The following is a 15792-nucleotide window of genomic DNA, read 5'->3' as shown; positions in this document are numbered from 1 at the left end:
TCTGTTATCTGTGGTAGGATGTTTAGGGGAGGTAACTTTCAGGGCTTATGGTTTTACCCACTAAGTTACCACTACGCGATGACTATGTTAAAGACGGACCGACGAGGCAAGGTTGTCGGTGGTCACGAGGAGGAAGAGTAACATGATGGAAGCCAATAAATTAGCCGTGAACGTTCAGCGGATTCACCAGTTGAATTCACTCCTGCGTCCCTTTATCAAACGGCCAAGCAGCGGGGATGCAATCACGTTTGAACAATATCGGATTTTGCATGAACTGGCAATGGAGAAGGTCAGCACGAGTGAATTGGCCCGGCGCCTGAACGTCGGTCAATCCATGATCTCAATCCAGATCAGCCGGCTGCTAAATAACGGCTACATTGATGACGAGACGCTGGCGACTGACCGCCGCTACCACGTCTTCGAAATCACACCGCGCGGTCGGCGGATTGAGGAACACGTCAGTGACGTCCTCAATGAGGAGTTGCCAGAGCTGATTCAACAACTCACCGAAATTGTCAATGCACGTTAACTCTAATCAACAATACAGAAGGTGTGGGGTGACTCGCATCTTCTTTTGTGTTGCGCGACTATCAAAGTCGGCAGAATTATTAATAGTAAAGCAGTCGCTGTTACAAGTGAATTTCCGAAATAGGCATAAAAAAGCCAGCCCACACGGCGTGAGCTGGCAATCAAACAGGCTTATTCAGCTGCTTCTAACGGTTCTTCGTCTTCTGGTTCATCCATAGGCTTACCAGCGGCGTCCACCAATTGAAGTTCTTTGAGGCGGATAACGACAAGATCCCCGAAAGAATCGATTTTGTCGGTTTCCTTCTTGGAGAGTTGGTCGGGTTCAACCTTCACCAGTGCGGAATGTTCGTAGATTTTTGTAATGGTGCCGTAGAATGAATCTGAGAAAAGTTCGGTCTTTTCACAAAACACCCGGTTATCTTCGTGTAATGCCATAAGCAATCGTCCCCCCATAAAAGTAATTTATAACAGATTAAAGGTCGAGTGCCTAAAAGTCAAGAGAATTCCGCAAAAAACGCTAAAATGGTTAAATAATTATGGCCATCACCTAATAAGTGAATTACTTAACAGGGGTTACAGTCGGCGTAACCGATCAATTCGGGTTTGCGCCGTGAAGTTCTGGAGCGATTCCGTTTGCTTAGCCACCTGGGTCGCGAAGTCCGTCAGGAAATCTAGCTCCAAGTCGGAGAGGGGCCGTTGGTTCTGGGCAGCCGTAAGCAGGTCGTCCACGGCACTAGCCAAGTGATCGTTGGCCGCGACCAGTTGCTTGAAGGCTGGTGTGCCGGAGAGTCCGGTGAGACCCGCCGTTTGGATGGTGTGCACGTTGGCTGATGTGGATACAGGAGCTGTGGCAACTGTGGCGGCACTGGCGGCTTGTTGCGCCTGACGTTGGACCTTGGCCGGTGCTGGGGTATTGCTATCGAAGTAGTAGTAGACCTCGCGTGGCTTTACCGCAGCCTTCTTGATCCGGTGGTCGATCGATGGCGCAGCGGAGACGGCACCCATCACGACTGAGGAGACGTAGCCCAGTTCGCCCAACATGGCACGGAGCTTGACGGCCCGAATCCCACGAATGCCAGGGAACTTTTCTTCGGAGACAACTTCTGAAGTCTGATCATCCTGTAACCAAGTGATAATTTGTTGGCGAATCTTTGCTGCCTGACTGTTCTTTGTATTTGCCATTGTGGGCCTCCATCGGAATGCGTAATTACTAGTTAATTTAATAATTAATTGCCTTGTTATTAATATTGAACCATGTTTGCCCCACAACTGGCAAGGGAAGGGACCACTTTTTTCGGAAAAATCAACAGCTTTCTGGGTGTGCCTAATCTTTTTAGGGTAAGTATGGTACAATCTAAGTACATAGAGGAACTATCCTGGTGAAGCCAAACTCTTCGTGGTTTGGCAAGGCTGACATCACTGTGCGCACGTAGGTTGATCATGGATTGATGAGCCGTGATTGTCGACAGCCGCGGCACGTTTCCCAACCTTGATTGGCTACGGGCCGATAACGGGAGGGAAGCGCCGTCGCGACCCTTCCTTTTGTTTTTTTGTGCCAAGTACCAGGATAGTTTCAATCAATTTAGGAGTGAACAATTTTGCACATTTTTAGAGATGAAAACGGGATTCGTCTGGTCGTTTCCCACCAGCTCGGACATTACGCCGTCCATTTCGCGGAATACGCCCCCGAACAAGAATTCGTGAATTATGGTTTGAGCAAGGACCGGCATGGCCGTTATCATCTGACCATTGAAAAGACGAACTTGACTGAACTCGACTCACCGGTCTTCCAGAAGGAATTAGTCTTCGGTGACTTAGGAGACAGTTTGAAGCCGGTTGACGGTGTTACGTTGATGTTGATCTAGTTAAAAGAGTGGGGCAGAAGGCGGTTAGCCAGTGAGCATTAACGTCATTAGGAGAAAAATCCCGGGTTTGGATTATTCTCCTAATGGGGTTAAGCGCAGCGGGCTGCCTTCTGTCCCACGTTTCGGCTATGTAGCGGAAGAGCGTGTCTTTCTCACAATCGTAGCTACAAACACAAGCCTCACTAAGCAATGTTGCCAACAGCAACACTGCTTTTTTTAACCCCTAAAATCCCAGTCTCAAGCCAATTCAAGCAGGCCCACCCCAAACGCCCCAACCTTTTCAGTTGCTAAATGTAACTGTGAGTATTACAGTATAACCGTAAACAAAAACGAAAAGGGGTTAATATTTATGACAAACGTATTAGTACTGGGTGCCAATGGGAAAATTGCTAAGCTGGCTACGGCACAGTTGTTGGAAAATGACCAGAACCACTTAACGTTGTTTCTACGGAACGCCAAGCGTTTAGCGGACGCCGCTAGTGACCGCGTCAAGGTTGTCGAGGGTGACGCGGGCAATGTTGCTGACCTGAAGGTGGCCATGGCTGGTATCGATATCGTCTATGCTAACCTCGCCGGTAAGAACATCGAGGACGAGGCCAAGGCCGTCGTGGCTGCGATGGACGCCAGCCAAGTAAGTCGCTTGATTTGGATTTCCACGTTAGGCATTTATGATGAAGTTCCGGGCAACTATGGCAAGTGGAATCACCAGATGCTAGATGGTGGTTACCTGGAGACGTACGCGGCAGCTGCCAAGGTCATCGAGGACTCCGATGTGATTTACACCTTGATTCGGCCAGCTTGGTTGAGCAATAAGGATGAGATCGACTACGAGACCACGAAGAAGGGTGAAGCCTTCAAGGGGACCGAGGTTTCCCGGAAGAGTATCGCCGCCGTTGTGGCTAAGTTGGTCGCTGATCCTAGTCAGGCTAACCGGGAATCATTGGGCGTTAACAAACCTAATACCGATGGGGACAAGCCTTCTTGGTATTAATAGTACGGGCATAATGGTGTAAATTTCGTTTAGTGCTGTAAACGCCCGCGTGGCCGCCACTTTCAATCTCCCTATGAAAATTCCGGGTTCAAAAAGTGTGCAATGTGGATGGATTCGCGGTATAACTATGGTGTGTGTTGAGGGTAACTCCACACGACATTTCGTATCGTTTTACTTAATTTGGAATCAATTTACTAAGCTCATATCTGTGAAACTTTTCCTCCAAACAAGAACCCATGGAATTTGCCTGGAATTGATTCATACATCAAAAATACCGTTAGCGACCACGACTCGCTGACGGTATTTTTTTGCCCACATCCCTGTCACAATAGGGATTGGCGCCATCTGAACAAAATAAATCAAGAAGTTTTAGCATTTCTATTGCAAACGCTTACAGCCCGTGTTACTATTATGTCACGGAAAGGAATTAAGAGTTGTGATTCCAGCACCACATGATCTAGTTGAGTCAATGCTTTACGAAACCGATTTCCGTTTTGACGAGAGACAGGTTTTTAGTAGAGAAACCCGCAACAAAGAAAATGTTTAGACAACTCCGATAAACCTTCTAACGAACTCTGGTAGATTCAAGCGACAGTTCAAGAATGATGAACAACTGAATATAGTGTCAGCTTAGCGCTTCACGTAAGCGTATGTGTTTAGAGACGTGTAGACAGTGTTACAAGTTTTAACTAGAGCTCGGATGTTACGGATGCAGAGGTCATACAAGGATTTCAAGTAGAATCGTTAAAGCGTGATCTGTTGAGGTAATGAAGGAATTAAGCGTCACCGTTACAAGCCAAAACGGTAGCCAGAAATAAAATATAGTATGATTTGGGGCTGCGTCAGTTGGTTCGAATTACAAGTTATGAGGCGATTAAGTATTAAAATGATTATCAAACGGGAATTAAGTCACAACCTCCTTTCCGGAAGTTAGCGGACTTCAAGTTATTTTCACCCAACTTGAAGCCCGTTTTTATGATTTTAGGAGTAGGTTGTTCGGTTCAACCAAGCCGTCGCCGGTTTGGATTAGCTAAATGGCGATTTTTAGTTTGATTAGTCAGCGTGCAATCGTATCGGTAAGTGGTAGCGCTCGCATGAAGGCATTTTGGACTAAGTAAATCCTTTTATGTGAATTGGGACCATGCCGGGTAATTGTGAGAAGTACGGGGGTGCCGGCCGGTTACTGTCAACGATTAAGGGGCGCAATGTTCGGAAATAAGCTTTCTTAGATTTCTTGCAATCAGCCATTTACAGGCGCTCCCGGAAACGGTATATTATTACTAGACCGAAAAAACGCCAACTGGAATTAAATGCCAGTGTTGACCTGAGGAGTGAGAAATGGTGGCATTTCATCGCATTTTCGTGATTGACTTTGCTGGTTTAGGCCTGGGGGAAGCCCCAGACGCAAACCGCTTTCAGTCTGTCGGAACTGATACATTAGGTCATGTGGCAGTTAGTTGGTCGGGTAAACTAAATCTTCCAACATTACAGCGCTTAGGGCTCGGTAATATTCGGGTTGACCATCCGTTACTTGGAATTGACCCCGTTGCAGTCCCCATGGGATTCTTTGGTCGCCTACACATGGTGGCACAGGATAATCGGGCCGCAACAGGCTTACGGGAGATGTGGGACTACAATGGCCAGACCCGGACGCGAAGTGTACTGGCGACCTTATCAGAGGCGGGATATCCCGTCACCATCGCCGCGCCGTTCCTGAGCTATTTACAGACGCAGGATGCCGCGGAGAAGGTTCAACTGGGGAGCAACCAGGATGCCTTCCGGGTGCTCAATGAGCTGTTGTATCGACCATCGTCCGGAATGGCACTCGTCATGTTGCCGGATTTCCGGTTCGCCGGAGAACGGGGCGACATCGAGGGCTTCGGGGATGCCTTGATTCACGCGGATCGCGCGTTGAGTCAGGTGATTCACGACATGGGGGTCAATGACCTGCTACTCGTGACCGCCAGCCACGCCGTTGATCCAACGGCGACCGTTGCACCGACGCGCGAGTACCTGCCAATTATTGCCTACTCGGCTTCACGGCCAAGTACGCATGCTTTGGGGATTCGCCGCACGTTGGCTGATGTCGGCGCCACCGTCCTTGAGAATTTCGGTTTAGCGGGTCACGCCGCCGGACATAGCTTTTTAAATGAATTTACGCAATAAATAGCAGAACGCATACCATGAAGGGAGGTGATGTGGCAGCACATCAGGGGTTAACCACTAGGTTGCAAAGGTCAGCGTGCTTGCGGCACCGAAACATCCATTATTTTTTAGGTTTAGCAATTTCACCATTCGCCGCACGCGTTGAAATCTAGCCGTTACGAACTGATTACGTTCGTAACAGAAGTTATGCGTTACATAATTTCTGCCGCAACACATCGTGTCAACTTTTGTATGGCAAAGGGGCCATACATCAAAGAATAATATCGGAAAGAGGTATTTTGACCAATGCTAGTCGCAGTCAATATTTTAGGGGTAATTGTTTACCTCGCACTCGCTTTCTTATTCTCTAAGGATAAGAAAAAGATCAACTGGAAATCAACTGCCATTGTCTTAGTTCTTAACTTGATTTTGGCTTGGTTCTTCACTAGTTTCTCACTCGGGCAAGACATCGTTAAGGGTGCTGCCGATGGTTTCAACTGGTTAGTCCAAGTGGCTTACCAAGGGATCGTCTTCGCCTTACCTAACTGGGTTACCCCACAATTCGGTGGGACTGCTAAGTCAATGAACTTCATTACCAGTTCATTGCTGCCAATCTTATTGGTTGTTCCAATGTTCGATATCCTGACTTACATCGGGATTCTTCCTTGGATCATCAAGTGGGTTGGTCGTGGCCTTTCCTTCATTACTGGCCAACCTAAGTTCGAATCATTCTTCTCTGTTGAAATGATGTTCTTAGGTAACACTGAAGCCTTAGCCGTTTCTCAATTACAATTAAAGAGCATGCGTAAGGAACGTAACTTGACCCTTGCCATGATGTCTATGTCATGTATCACGGCCTCCATTCTGGGTGCATATACCCAAATGGTTCCTGGGCAATTCGTTTTGACGGCCGTTCCAATTAACATCTTGAACGCCATCATCGTTACGAACATGTTGAACCCTGTTGAAGTTTCACCAGAAGAAGATACTATCGCTAAAATCGGTGGTTCTAACACTGCTGCAGCTGAATCAGGTGCCGTTGAAGATGACGGTAAAAAAGAACCATTCTTCTCATTCTTGGGTGATTCTATCTTAGGTGCCGGTCGTCTGATCTTAATCATCGCCGCTAACGTTATCGCTTTCGTTGCCTTAGCTGCTTTGATTGACCGTCTGCTTGGCCTGTTCAACCCATGGTTATCCTTGGAACACATCCTTGGGATCATCATGTTCCCATTCGCTTGGTTAATGGGTCTGAACGTCCACGACGCATTCGGCTTCGCCCAATACATGGGTACTAAGCTGGTTACGAATGAATTCGTTGTTATGGGTAAGATTTCTTCAACCATCAACACGAACGCATTCTCACCTCACTACCGTGCCATCTTGACTGTCTTCTTGACTTCATTCGCTAACTTCTCAACTACTGGGATGATTATCGGTTGTTTCAAGGGGATCGTTGACCGCGAAAACAACGAATTGATCTCTAAGAACGTTGGTTACATGTTACTTTCTGGGATCTTAGTTTCCCTGCTTTCTGCCGGGATCGTTGGTCTCTTCGTTTGGTAAGATTTTACCAACCTTAGATTGAAGTTTAAAAAATTGATAGCCCAGGGCCGATGGCTTTGGGCTATCTGTGTCAAATGCCCCCTGATTTACGCCGTCTAGCACCGACCTTCATCCGTCAGGCAGTGGTGGCTGAGCGCCTTGCCTGATCACATTCGTGGCTGAAATAGGCCAAGGAAATGTCGCTGTTAAATGAGGGTGCCAGGGGAACATATAGGCACGTATACAGTAAGAAAAAATAGTAATTGGCTTGGGGTTCCAAACGCGTGTAAGCCGTGAGGGCGGCGCAAATGAATTCAGCCGTGGGAATTGTCTTAGTGGCTATGCCACTTAGACAATTGGTGTCGGTAAAACTCGGTTCTTAGAGGTTTACCGGCAAGCCCGGAGACCGCACTATGGCTCCGGGCGTCCGCCCACAGCGTCACGATTTATTTGCGCCGCCCGGTAAGGCGACTCCAACGCGCATTGTTGCCCAAGCTAATTCACCAGGATTTTTAACGAACGTCATGTACAATATGTAGCGAGACTAACGAGCAACCGCTCGATTAGTCCGTACGGGTGCCGACCTTCCTAGACGGGAAGTGAAACCCAGCCGGATGCGTGAGACCATTCGGTTGCAAAGCCCGTTGAAGTCTGTGCGTCGAGTAATGACGCATCGAAAGATAGGGATTTTTATGGATAAGCAACAATCGCAGGTGGACTTAGCCAATGATATGACGCTAAGAGAAGCGCTGCGGCATAAGGATGTCGTCCGCAACGAACTGATCGCGGGAGTAACTGGCTTCTTCGCCATCTCCTACATTATTATCGTGAACCCGCTAATCTTAAAGGATGCCGGGATTCCCACCGATTTGAGTGTCTTCGCCACCATCTTTTCTTCAGTGATTGGGTGTTTGGTCATGGCCTTTTGGGCCAATGCGCCGATCATTCTGACACCGGGGATGGGGGTCAACGCCTTCTTTACCTACACCATTGTAGTGAACATGGGTCTGAGTTGGCGTGAAGCCCTTGGGATTGCGGCGGTCGCCAGTTTTGTTTACATGCTGATCGCCTTTACCAAGGTGTCAACGATCTTGTCGGAGGCCATTCCGGAGTCGCTAAAGAGTGGGATTACCGCAGGGATTGGACTCTTCCTGGTGGAAATCGGCCTGGAGAAAGCCGGGCTGATTGTCGCTGGGAAGACCTCCTCACTGGTGGTCCTGGGGGATCTGACCAAGCCAACGCCAATGTTGGCGTTGTTTGGGCTGATCCTCAGTCTGGTTCTGTACATTCGAAAGGTGAAGGGAAACTTCTTCATCGCGATTATCGCGACGAGTCTAGTGGCCTTCTTCTTTGGAATCAAGGATGCCGACACCCCTAGCGTTGATTTAGCGCGGTTAGGACAGTACCACGAAATCGTCTTCAAGAATGATTTCTCTCACTGGTTGAGCACGCCATTTATCTTGGCAGCCTTCTCCATGACCATGATTCTGGTCTTTGAATCCATGGGCCTTCTGCAAGGCTTACTGCCGAACCAAAAGAAGTTCAAGAAGACTTTTGAGGGGAGTGCCGTGACGACCTTCTTGTCTGGTTTCTTAGGAACCAGTCCGACGGTGGCCGCCGCTGAAAGTGCTTCTGGTATCGAAACTGGTGGCCGGACTGGGATCATGGCGTTAGTCGCCGCAGTCCTGTTCGCGCTGTCACTGGTCTTTGTGCCATTACTGGCCTACGTGCCATCCGCAGCGATTGCGCCGGTGATTATTATCACGGGTGCGCTGATGATGGCTGCCATCGGTAACATTAAGATGGCTGATTTTTCCGAATGGTTCCCAGCATTTCTGATTATCGTGCTGATTCCATTCACCAACAGCATTTCGACCGGTCTGGCCTTTGGCTTTGTTTGCTACCCGATTATGAAGGTGGCCTTGGGTAAAGCTAAGGAGATGACTTGGCCCGTCTACCTGTTAGGCGTGCTGTTCCTACTTGATTTAGTCTTTAGTGCCCTGCTGTAACGGCGGGGTTTCACTTACGGGTTAAACGTAAGCGGTTACGACCGCTGACGAAACTGAAATTAATTTCATTGGGAGGAAACACAGATGACAACTAAAATTATTATGGATACTGACCCCGGGATTGACGATGCAGCTGCTTTAACCATGGCAATCAACGATCCTAGCATTGACTTGAAGTTGATCACGACGGTTGCTGGGAACGTGACGGTCGACAAGACCACCATCAACGCCCAAAAGATCGTGCGCTTCTTCAATGCCAAAATTCCAGTGGCTTCTGGTGCTGAACAACCACTGTTCAAGGACTTCGAAGACGCCGCTCGGATTCATGGGGAATCAGGGATGCCTGGTTACGACTTCCCAACTGATTTGCCAAAGCCTTTAGACAAGACCGCCGTTGAAGCTTTACACGACGAAATCATGGCTAGTGACGAACCAATCACCTTGGTCCCAACTGGGTCATACACCAACATCGCCTTGCTCTTCTCCGAATACCCAGAAGTTAAGAGCCACATCAAGGAAATCGTGGCCATGGGTGGTGCCTTAGGCAAAGGGAACATGACCAGTGCCGCAGAATTCAACGTCTTCACCGACCCAGATGCTGCCGCTATCATGTACAAGTCCGGTGTGCCAATCGTTATGGTTGGTTTGGACATTACCATGAAGGCCTTGTTAACCCACGAAAGCATTCAAGAATTACCACAAATCAGCGAAACCGGTAAGATGTTGCATGACATCATCGTTAACGATGGTGACAACAGTGACAAGGGGATCGCGATGCATGACGTGAATACCATCTTCTACCTGCTTCACCCAGAAGCAATCAAGACGGAAGACATGTGGATCGACGTCCAAACTGATGGCCCAGCCATTGGTGAAACGGTCGGCGATATTCGCGGGGCTTACCACGATGGCAAGACCAACGCTAAGGTATCTGTTGATATCGATGCGGTTGAATTCAACAAGTGGTTCCTCGAAGAAGTCCGCGCAATTAAGAACTAGCAACTTGCTAAACCTGACAGCCTGCAGTGGACAGGTTCCGTGCTGTGGGGCAACCTCCAGAGCCAAAGAGCGGTCTCTGGAGGCGCCATAAAACCTCGAAAATCACGAGTTTCTATGACGTCCCAGCTTGTAAGCCAGCGAAGAACGCTGACAAACAAGCTCGTCACTGCACAAAACCTATCCCCTTCCGGCTTGGTGTTAGCGAAAGTTCTAGTAGTTAATTGCTAGATGATAGTTTATAAATAATGAGTCCCAATTAAGCTAACTGTGTGTTGGTCTAATTGGGATTTTTTATTGCGTTGAATTTTGACCTGGCAATCGGGAAGTACCCAGGGGAGGTAATTGTCACCAAACCTTTACAGAAATATGGGGTTTTCCATACAGAAACGATACATGCGCTTGGTATCATGGGGTTAAATCAAGGGGAAGAGGATGGTCGTATGTCCGCGACAGACACTGAGACGCTGATCATACTGATTGTTACTTGGTTACCGATGTTGTGGTTTTCCCGACCACCAAAACGTCATAACTAGCCGGTGACTAGCCTTGCCGGTAAAGTTGATGGTGCAGCGAACTCTGTGAAGATCGCTGCACTTTTTTTGACGCTAAGAGGACACTAGTTTTTGATAAGTCATGATGTCCCCCAAACCCATTCAGCCCCTTCGCGAGATTGCTCACTATCTGCGAAAACTTTACACGATGTTGACAGGGACCATACCGATTATTTACATAAGTTCGCTATGCTAAAACTAACTTACAAAAGGCTGAGAATACACTGTTCCGGTGTTTATGGTTAATCGCTATTAGCCGGAGGAGGACAGGATGTAGCCAGCCGTGATAACGGTGTTAGACCGGGGATGAACTCTCCCGGCCTTACAGCGTGGGACGAGTTTGGAAACTCGCATGTTTTTAGCAAGGTTTCAAACCGAGCCGGAAGCCAGTTCTTTGGCTGGAGGCGGTCCCCACAGCAGGCGGAACTTCTGGCAGCCGTAGGCAAAATTTTTAACCAGTAACTTAGGGATAGTTTATCTCACGGTCGCCAGGGAAGGCGTTTACGACGACCGAATTTTATTTCGGGGGGAGCAACGGGGCCATGAACAAATTTACCATCGTGCATTTATCGGATCCGCAATTAACCGCGGCCGCCGTCGAACCACAGTACCATCAACAAGTGCCACCGATTGAGAAGCTCCAACAGATCTTTGACGACGTCTTGGCACACCAGATTGCGCCGGACCTCATCGTCATCGGGGGAGATCTGATGCAGAATGGCACGGGACAGGATTACGCCAAGCTGCGGGCGTACTTAAACGAGCAGGCCGAGCGCTTACAGGCGCCGATTCAGGTAATTCTGGGCGATCAGGATGATCGAGAGGCGTTCAACGCTGGGTATTTATCGCAGGCCCATCAGCCGTACTATGCGTATAAACAGATGTATCAGAACATGGACTTTTACTTTCTAGATTCCAAATGGGAAGCCAACAAGGAAGCCGGCTGGCTGGATCGGGAGCAGTTGGATTGGTTGAATAAGAATCTCCACATTGCGCCCCGGCGACGGGCCTTTATCTTTCTCCACCATCCGCTGGACGCCCCGGCATTACGGTCGATGCGGTATGCGCTACTACAGAATAATCGAGAGCTCCTGGCGATTCTTCACGGGCACAACATTGGTGGCATCTTTACCGGTCATTTACACTTCGGCGCCAGCTATCTGGTGGACAACACGATCCCCGTCACGACCGTGGGTTCAGCGACCACCTACATTAACTGTCAGGACCCGCACTATCACGAGGTACATGACGCGATTAACTACAATGTCATTACGATTCAACGGGGAATGGCGAGCGTGACGAATCACCCGCTGTACCTGGGGCAGACCGTTATCGACACGATTACGATCGGCAATACGGGGTTTGCCAAGCATCGGCCCAGACTGACCGGGTCGCGGCGCGTGGTCAACGAGCCCTTTCTCTAAGGACGCACGATAGGGTGGCACAAACATAGCAATAACTTTTCAAGAGGGATGGTTCCTAGCGCGACAGCGGGAATCATCCCTCTCATTATTTTCCCAGCGATAGGCGTTTCATGTGAACCGGATTTTCGGTATAATAGGAAACGACGTGATAACGAAGCGACCACCGGCTGGCAGTTTTGCCTGTCAGTTCGGTTGCGTTTCGTTTGTAAGTAAGGTAAAGTATAATCAAACGTGAAACAATTGTGTTTCACAGAAGTGAACTGGGAGATAGTGTATGAATCCAGAAGAGTTTCGTGCCGCGCTAGCCACGCAAGGCATTGAATTAACCGCAACACAGGAACAGCAATTTGCGACGTACTTTGAGTTCTTAGTTGCGACCAACGAACACGTAAATTTAACGACCATTACTGCGGAGCCAGATGTCTACTTGAAACATTTTTACGACTCACTGACGCCCGCTTTTTACGTGCCAACGATGCGAACGGAACCCCTGACGGTTGTGGATGTCGGCGCAGGTGCCGGCTTCCCATCGATTCCGTTGAAAATTGTCTTTCCACAGTTACAGATCAGTATCGTGGACTCGCTGAACAAGCGGATCACCTTCTTAAATGAACTCGCTGCCAAGCTCAACCTGACTGGGGTGGCATTCCACCACGCGCGGGCTGAAGAATTTGGCGGCAAGCGGGCGGCTAATCGTGAAGGTTACGACTTAGTCTTGGCACGGGCTGTTGCCCGGATGTCCGTCCTCAGCGAATTGTGCTTGCCACTGGCTAAAGTTGGTGGCCAATTCGTTGCCCTGAAGGCCGCAGCCACCGCTGACGAACTGGCCGTGAGTCAATCGGCGATTACGACATTGGGTGGTCAGCTCGCTGCCGACCACGCCTTCGAGTTGCCGGTCAGTCACGACCAACGTCATATTGTGGTTATCGACAAGGTCAAGCACACACCCAAGCGTTACCCCCGTAAAGCGGGAACGCCGAACAAAGAACCGTTAGAAGATTAATGGGATGGGGGTAAGATAATTGCCATTTTCATTATTTGGAAATAATCGGGAAAAGGCCACGCAGCCGTCACATCCCGTGAAACAAAACGTGGTGATGATTCCGGTTGCCCAGATCATTCCCAACCGGTTTCAACCGCGACAACGGTTTGATCCCACAGCTATTGGCGAACTGGCCCAGACCATCGAGGAACATGGGCTCCTGCAGCCGATTGTGCTCCGTCAGTACGAGGCCGACCACTACGAGATCATTGCCGGTGAACGGCGGTTTCGGGCGGTCAACAGTCTAAAATGGACCGAAGTCCCCGCCATCGTGGAAGAAATGAGCGATGACGAGACGGCTTCCATGGCTTTGATTGAAAATCTCCAACGGGAGGAATTATCCGCCATTGAAGAGGCCCACGCGTACCAACAACTGATGACACTCAACCACATGACCCAGGCCCAACTTGCCGAGGGGATTGGGAAGAGTCAGGGCTTCGTTGCCAACAAGTTACGCTTGTTGAAGCTGTCCGAACCGATTCGCAATGCCATTTTGAATCGGCAGATCACTGAACGTCACGGTCGGGCCCTGCTGGCTTTAGCGCCTGAAGATCAACCGGCCATGTTGCATCAGATTGCGGCTAACCAGTTGACCGTCAAGGAGACCGAGGCATTGATCGCCAAGCAAAAGCAGCCGAAGCGCCGGCGCAAAGTGACTAAGCACAACGTGTCTGGTGATACGCGGGTGGCGGTCAACACGATTCGTCATTCCGTGAAGATGGTTACCGATGCTGGTATGGCACTGACGACCAAGGAAGAAGAAACCGCGGATAGTTACCGCATCATCATTGACATTCCCAAAGAAAGCTAGAGGTGGAACGACATATGGGCTATATCATCGCATTAGCCAATCAAAAAGGTGGCGTGGGTAAGACCACGACTGGCGTCAATTTAGGCGCTGCACTGGCATCAGCAGGCCAAAAAGTCTTGCTGGTCGATACGGATGCCCAAGGCAACGCTACCAGCGGGGTCGGCATTCAAAAGGCCACCATTGAACGCGAAGTTTACGATGTCTTGGTTAACGAGACACCGATCAACGACGCGATTTTGCATACTGAACATCCGGGGTTGGACATCGTTCCCGCAACCATTCAGCTTTCCGGGGCCGAGATCGAGCTTACGCCAATGATGGCACGCGAGACTCGGTTGAAGGACGCTTTGGACGAGATTCGAGACAATTATGATTACATCTTGATCGACTGTCCCCCTTCGTTAGGGCTCCTGACCATCAATGCGTTTACCGCAGCCAACTCGATTCTGATTCCCGTGCAGAGTGAATACTATGCGCTGGAAGGGCTGACGCAGCTGTTGAACACGGTCAAGTTGGTTCAGAAGCACTTTAACCGTGACCTGAAGATCGAAGGGGTCCTGTTGACCCTTTACGATGCCCGGACCAATCTGGGGAAGCAGGTCAACGAAGAAGTGAAGAAGTATTTCCAGAACAAGGTTTACGCCACGATTATTCCGCGGAATGTCCAATTGGCGGAGGCACCCAGTCATGGGATGCCGATTATTGATTACGCACCAAAGTCCAAAGGTGCTGAGGTATACACTGAACTCGCAAAGGAAGTGCTAGCTGCCCATGGCAAGTAAGAAAGAGAAAAGTTTAGGGCGCGGAATCGACGCGCTGTTTGCTGAGAATGGCGTGGATGCTGGTGAAGAAACGGTCGTGGATCTGACGCTGACCGACATTCGCCCCAACCCGTACCAACCACGGCAGAAGTTCGATCACAAGGGATTAAACGACTTAGCGGCTTCCATCGAAAAGACGGGGGTCTTCCAGCCGATTATTGTGCGCCAACCGGATAAGCGGGCCAATCGCTACGAGATTCTTGCGGGTGAACGGCGTTTCCGGGCTTCCAAATTAGCTGGTAAGGAGACGATTCCCGCGATTGTTAGAGACGTTACTGAAGAACAGATGATGGAGATCGCCGTATTGGAAAACCTCCAACGCGAAGATCTGACGCCACTTGAAGAGGCTGAAGCCTACGATACCTTGATGACCAAGCTCACCTTGACGCAGGCCCAGGTTTCAGAACGGTTAGGGAAGAGTCGGCCGTACATCGCCAACTACTTGCGTTTGCTCGGGTTACCTAAGGCTGTCAAAGACATGCTGCAGAAGAACGAGCTGTCGATGGGTCAGGCCCGGACGTTGCTGTCCCTGAAGGATAAGACCAAGTTAGTGGCCTTAGCCAAGAAGGCAGTTGCCGATGGGATGACCGTCCGGACCCTGGAGGCGGAAGTTAGCAAGCTGAATGGCGCAGCTAAGAAGCTCGCCAAGAAACCCGCTAAGAAGAAGTCTCCATTCCTGCGATCGACGGAAAACCAGCTCCAAGAACGTTTTGGCACGCAGGTTTCCATCAACGAAGGCAATGGCGATGACCATCAAGGCCGCATCGAGATCGAATACCTCTCGAACGACGACTTGAACCGCATCTTAGACCTGTTGAACATCCAATCGGATTAAGCTAGGGAGGCCAAAGTATGTATGATTTAGGCGATTTGGTGGAAATGAAGAAGCCACATCCATGCGGGACCAACCGCTGGGAAATTACCCGGATGGGTGCCGATATTAAAATCAAGTGTACAAATTGTGGCCACGTTGTGATGCTGTCACGGCGCGAGTTTGAAAAGAAACTAAAAAAGGTATTGGTCCGTAAGGCCGACACCGATAATGGAAAGAGTGAATAATT

At 49.5% G+C, this 15792-nt stretch carries 15 protein-coding genes; 13 read left to right on the top strand and 2 right to left on the bottom strand.

Annotation, left to right across the window (positions count from 1 at the left end; all coding sequences use genetic code 11):
- Positions 1-142: 142 nt before the first annotated feature.
- Positions 143-529: a MarR family winged helix-turn-helix transcriptional regulator gene (locus EKM73_RS09985; RefSeq protein WP_125701753.1), complete on the top strand. Its 387-nt coding sequence runs from the start codon at positions 143-145 to the stop codon at positions 527-529.
- A gap of 170 nt (positions 530-699) precedes the next feature.
- Here the strand turns inward: EKM73_RS09985 and EKM73_RS09980 are convergent, their stop codons facing one another.
- The gene (locus tag EKM73_RS09980; RefSeq protein WP_020090241.1) at positions 700-963 is read right to left on the bottom strand and encodes a hypothetical protein; all 264 of its coding nucleotides are present in this window, start codon (positions 961-963) and stop codon (positions 700-702) included.
- Positions 964-1101: 138 nt separating this feature from the next.
- The gene (locus tag EKM73_RS09975) at positions 1102-1710 is read right to left on the bottom strand and encodes a hypothetical protein (RefSeq protein ID WP_125701752.1); all 609 of its coding nucleotides are present in this window, start codon (positions 1708-1710) and stop codon (positions 1102-1104) included.
- A gap of 416 nt (positions 1711-2126) precedes the next feature.
- Between EKM73_RS09975 and EKM73_RS09970 the strand changes: the two genes are divergently transcribed.
- The 12 genes from EKM73_RS09970 to EKM73_RS09910 all read left to right on the top strand — a co-directional run bounded on the left by EKM73_RS09970 (position 2127) and on the right by EKM73_RS09910 (position 15790).
- Positions 2127-2393 (top strand): hypothetical protein, encoded by a 267-nt coding sequence (locus tag EKM73_RS09970; protein ID WP_125701751.1) that lies wholly within the window; start codon positions 2127-2129, stop codon positions 2391-2393.
- A gap of 349 nt (positions 2394-2742) precedes the next feature.
- Entirely contained in the window at positions 2743-3384 is a 642-nt protein-coding gene (locus EKM73_RS09965; RefSeq protein ID WP_125701750.1) for an SDR family oxidoreductase, read from the top strand.
- 1338 nt (positions 3385-4722) lie between these two features.
- Positions 4723-5550 (top strand): alkaline phosphatase family protein, encoded by an 828-nt coding sequence (locus EKM73_RS09960; protein ID WP_191988632.1) that lies wholly within the window; start codon positions 4723-4725, stop codon positions 5548-5550.
- A gap of 285 nt (positions 5551-5835) precedes the next feature.
- Complete coding sequence (locus EKM73_RS09955; RefSeq protein ID WP_125701748.1) at positions 5836-7095, top strand: NupC/NupG family nucleoside CNT transporter; 1260 nt, start codon at positions 5836-5838, stop codon at positions 7093-7095.
- A 671-nt stretch (positions 7096-7766) separates the two neighbouring features.
- Entirely contained in the window at positions 7767-9083 is a 1317-nt protein-coding gene (locus EKM73_RS09950) for an NCS2 family permease (protein ID WP_125701770.1), read from the top strand.
- A gap of 84 nt (positions 9084-9167) precedes the next feature.
- Complete coding sequence (gene rihC / locus EKM73_RS09945; RefSeq protein ID WP_125701747.1) at positions 9168-10082, top strand: ribonucleoside hydrolase RihC; 915 nt, start codon at positions 9168-9170, stop codon at positions 10080-10082.
- Positions 10083-11175: 1093 nt separating this feature from the next.
- Positions 11176-12057: a metallophosphoesterase family protein gene (locus EKM73_RS09935; protein ID WP_125701745.1), complete on the top strand. Its 882-nt coding sequence runs from the start codon at positions 11176-11178 to the stop codon at positions 12055-12057.
- Positions 12058-12331: 274 nt separating this feature from the next.
- Positions 12332-13060 carry a 16S rRNA (guanine(527)-N(7))-methyltransferase RsmG gene (gene rsmG, locus EKM73_RS09930; RefSeq protein WP_125701744.1) on the top strand — a complete coding sequence of 243 codons (729 nt, stop codon included), beginning with the start codon at positions 12332-12334 and terminating at the stop codon, positions 13058-13060.
- Between the two features lie 19 nt (positions 13061-13079).
- Complete coding sequence (gene noc / locus EKM73_RS09925) at positions 13080-13910, top strand: nucleoid occlusion protein (RefSeq protein ID WP_125701743.1); 831 nt, start codon at positions 13080-13082, stop codon at positions 13908-13910.
- Positions 13911-13924: 14 nt separating this feature from the next.
- Positions 13925-14692, top strand: coding sequence for a ParA family protein (locus tag EKM73_RS09920; RefSeq protein ID WP_125701742.1), 768 nt, complete (start codon positions 13925-13927; stop codon positions 14690-14692).
- The gene (locus EKM73_RS09915; protein ID WP_125701741.1) at positions 14682-15566 is read left to right on the top strand and encodes a ParB/RepB/Spo0J family partition protein; all 885 of its coding nucleotides are present in this window, start codon (positions 14682-14684) and stop codon (positions 15564-15566) included. Before EKM73_RS09920 ends, EKM73_RS09915 begins: the two co-directional genes overlap by 11 nt.
- Before the next feature lie 17 nt (positions 15567-15583).
- Entirely contained in the window at positions 15584-15790 is a 207-nt protein-coding gene (locus tag EKM73_RS09910) for a DUF951 domain-containing protein (RefSeq protein WP_125701740.1), read from the top strand.
- The last annotated feature ends 2 nt before the right edge of the window (positions 15791-15792 follow it).

Source organism: Levilactobacillus fuyuanensis, assembly GCF_003946395.1.
GTDB lineage: Bacteria > Bacillota > Bacilli > Lactobacillales > Lactobacillaceae > Levilactobacillus > Levilactobacillus fuyuanensis.
Note: the sequence above shows the minus strand (reverse complement) of the source record. Positions and strands in the feature narration are given on the sequence as shown.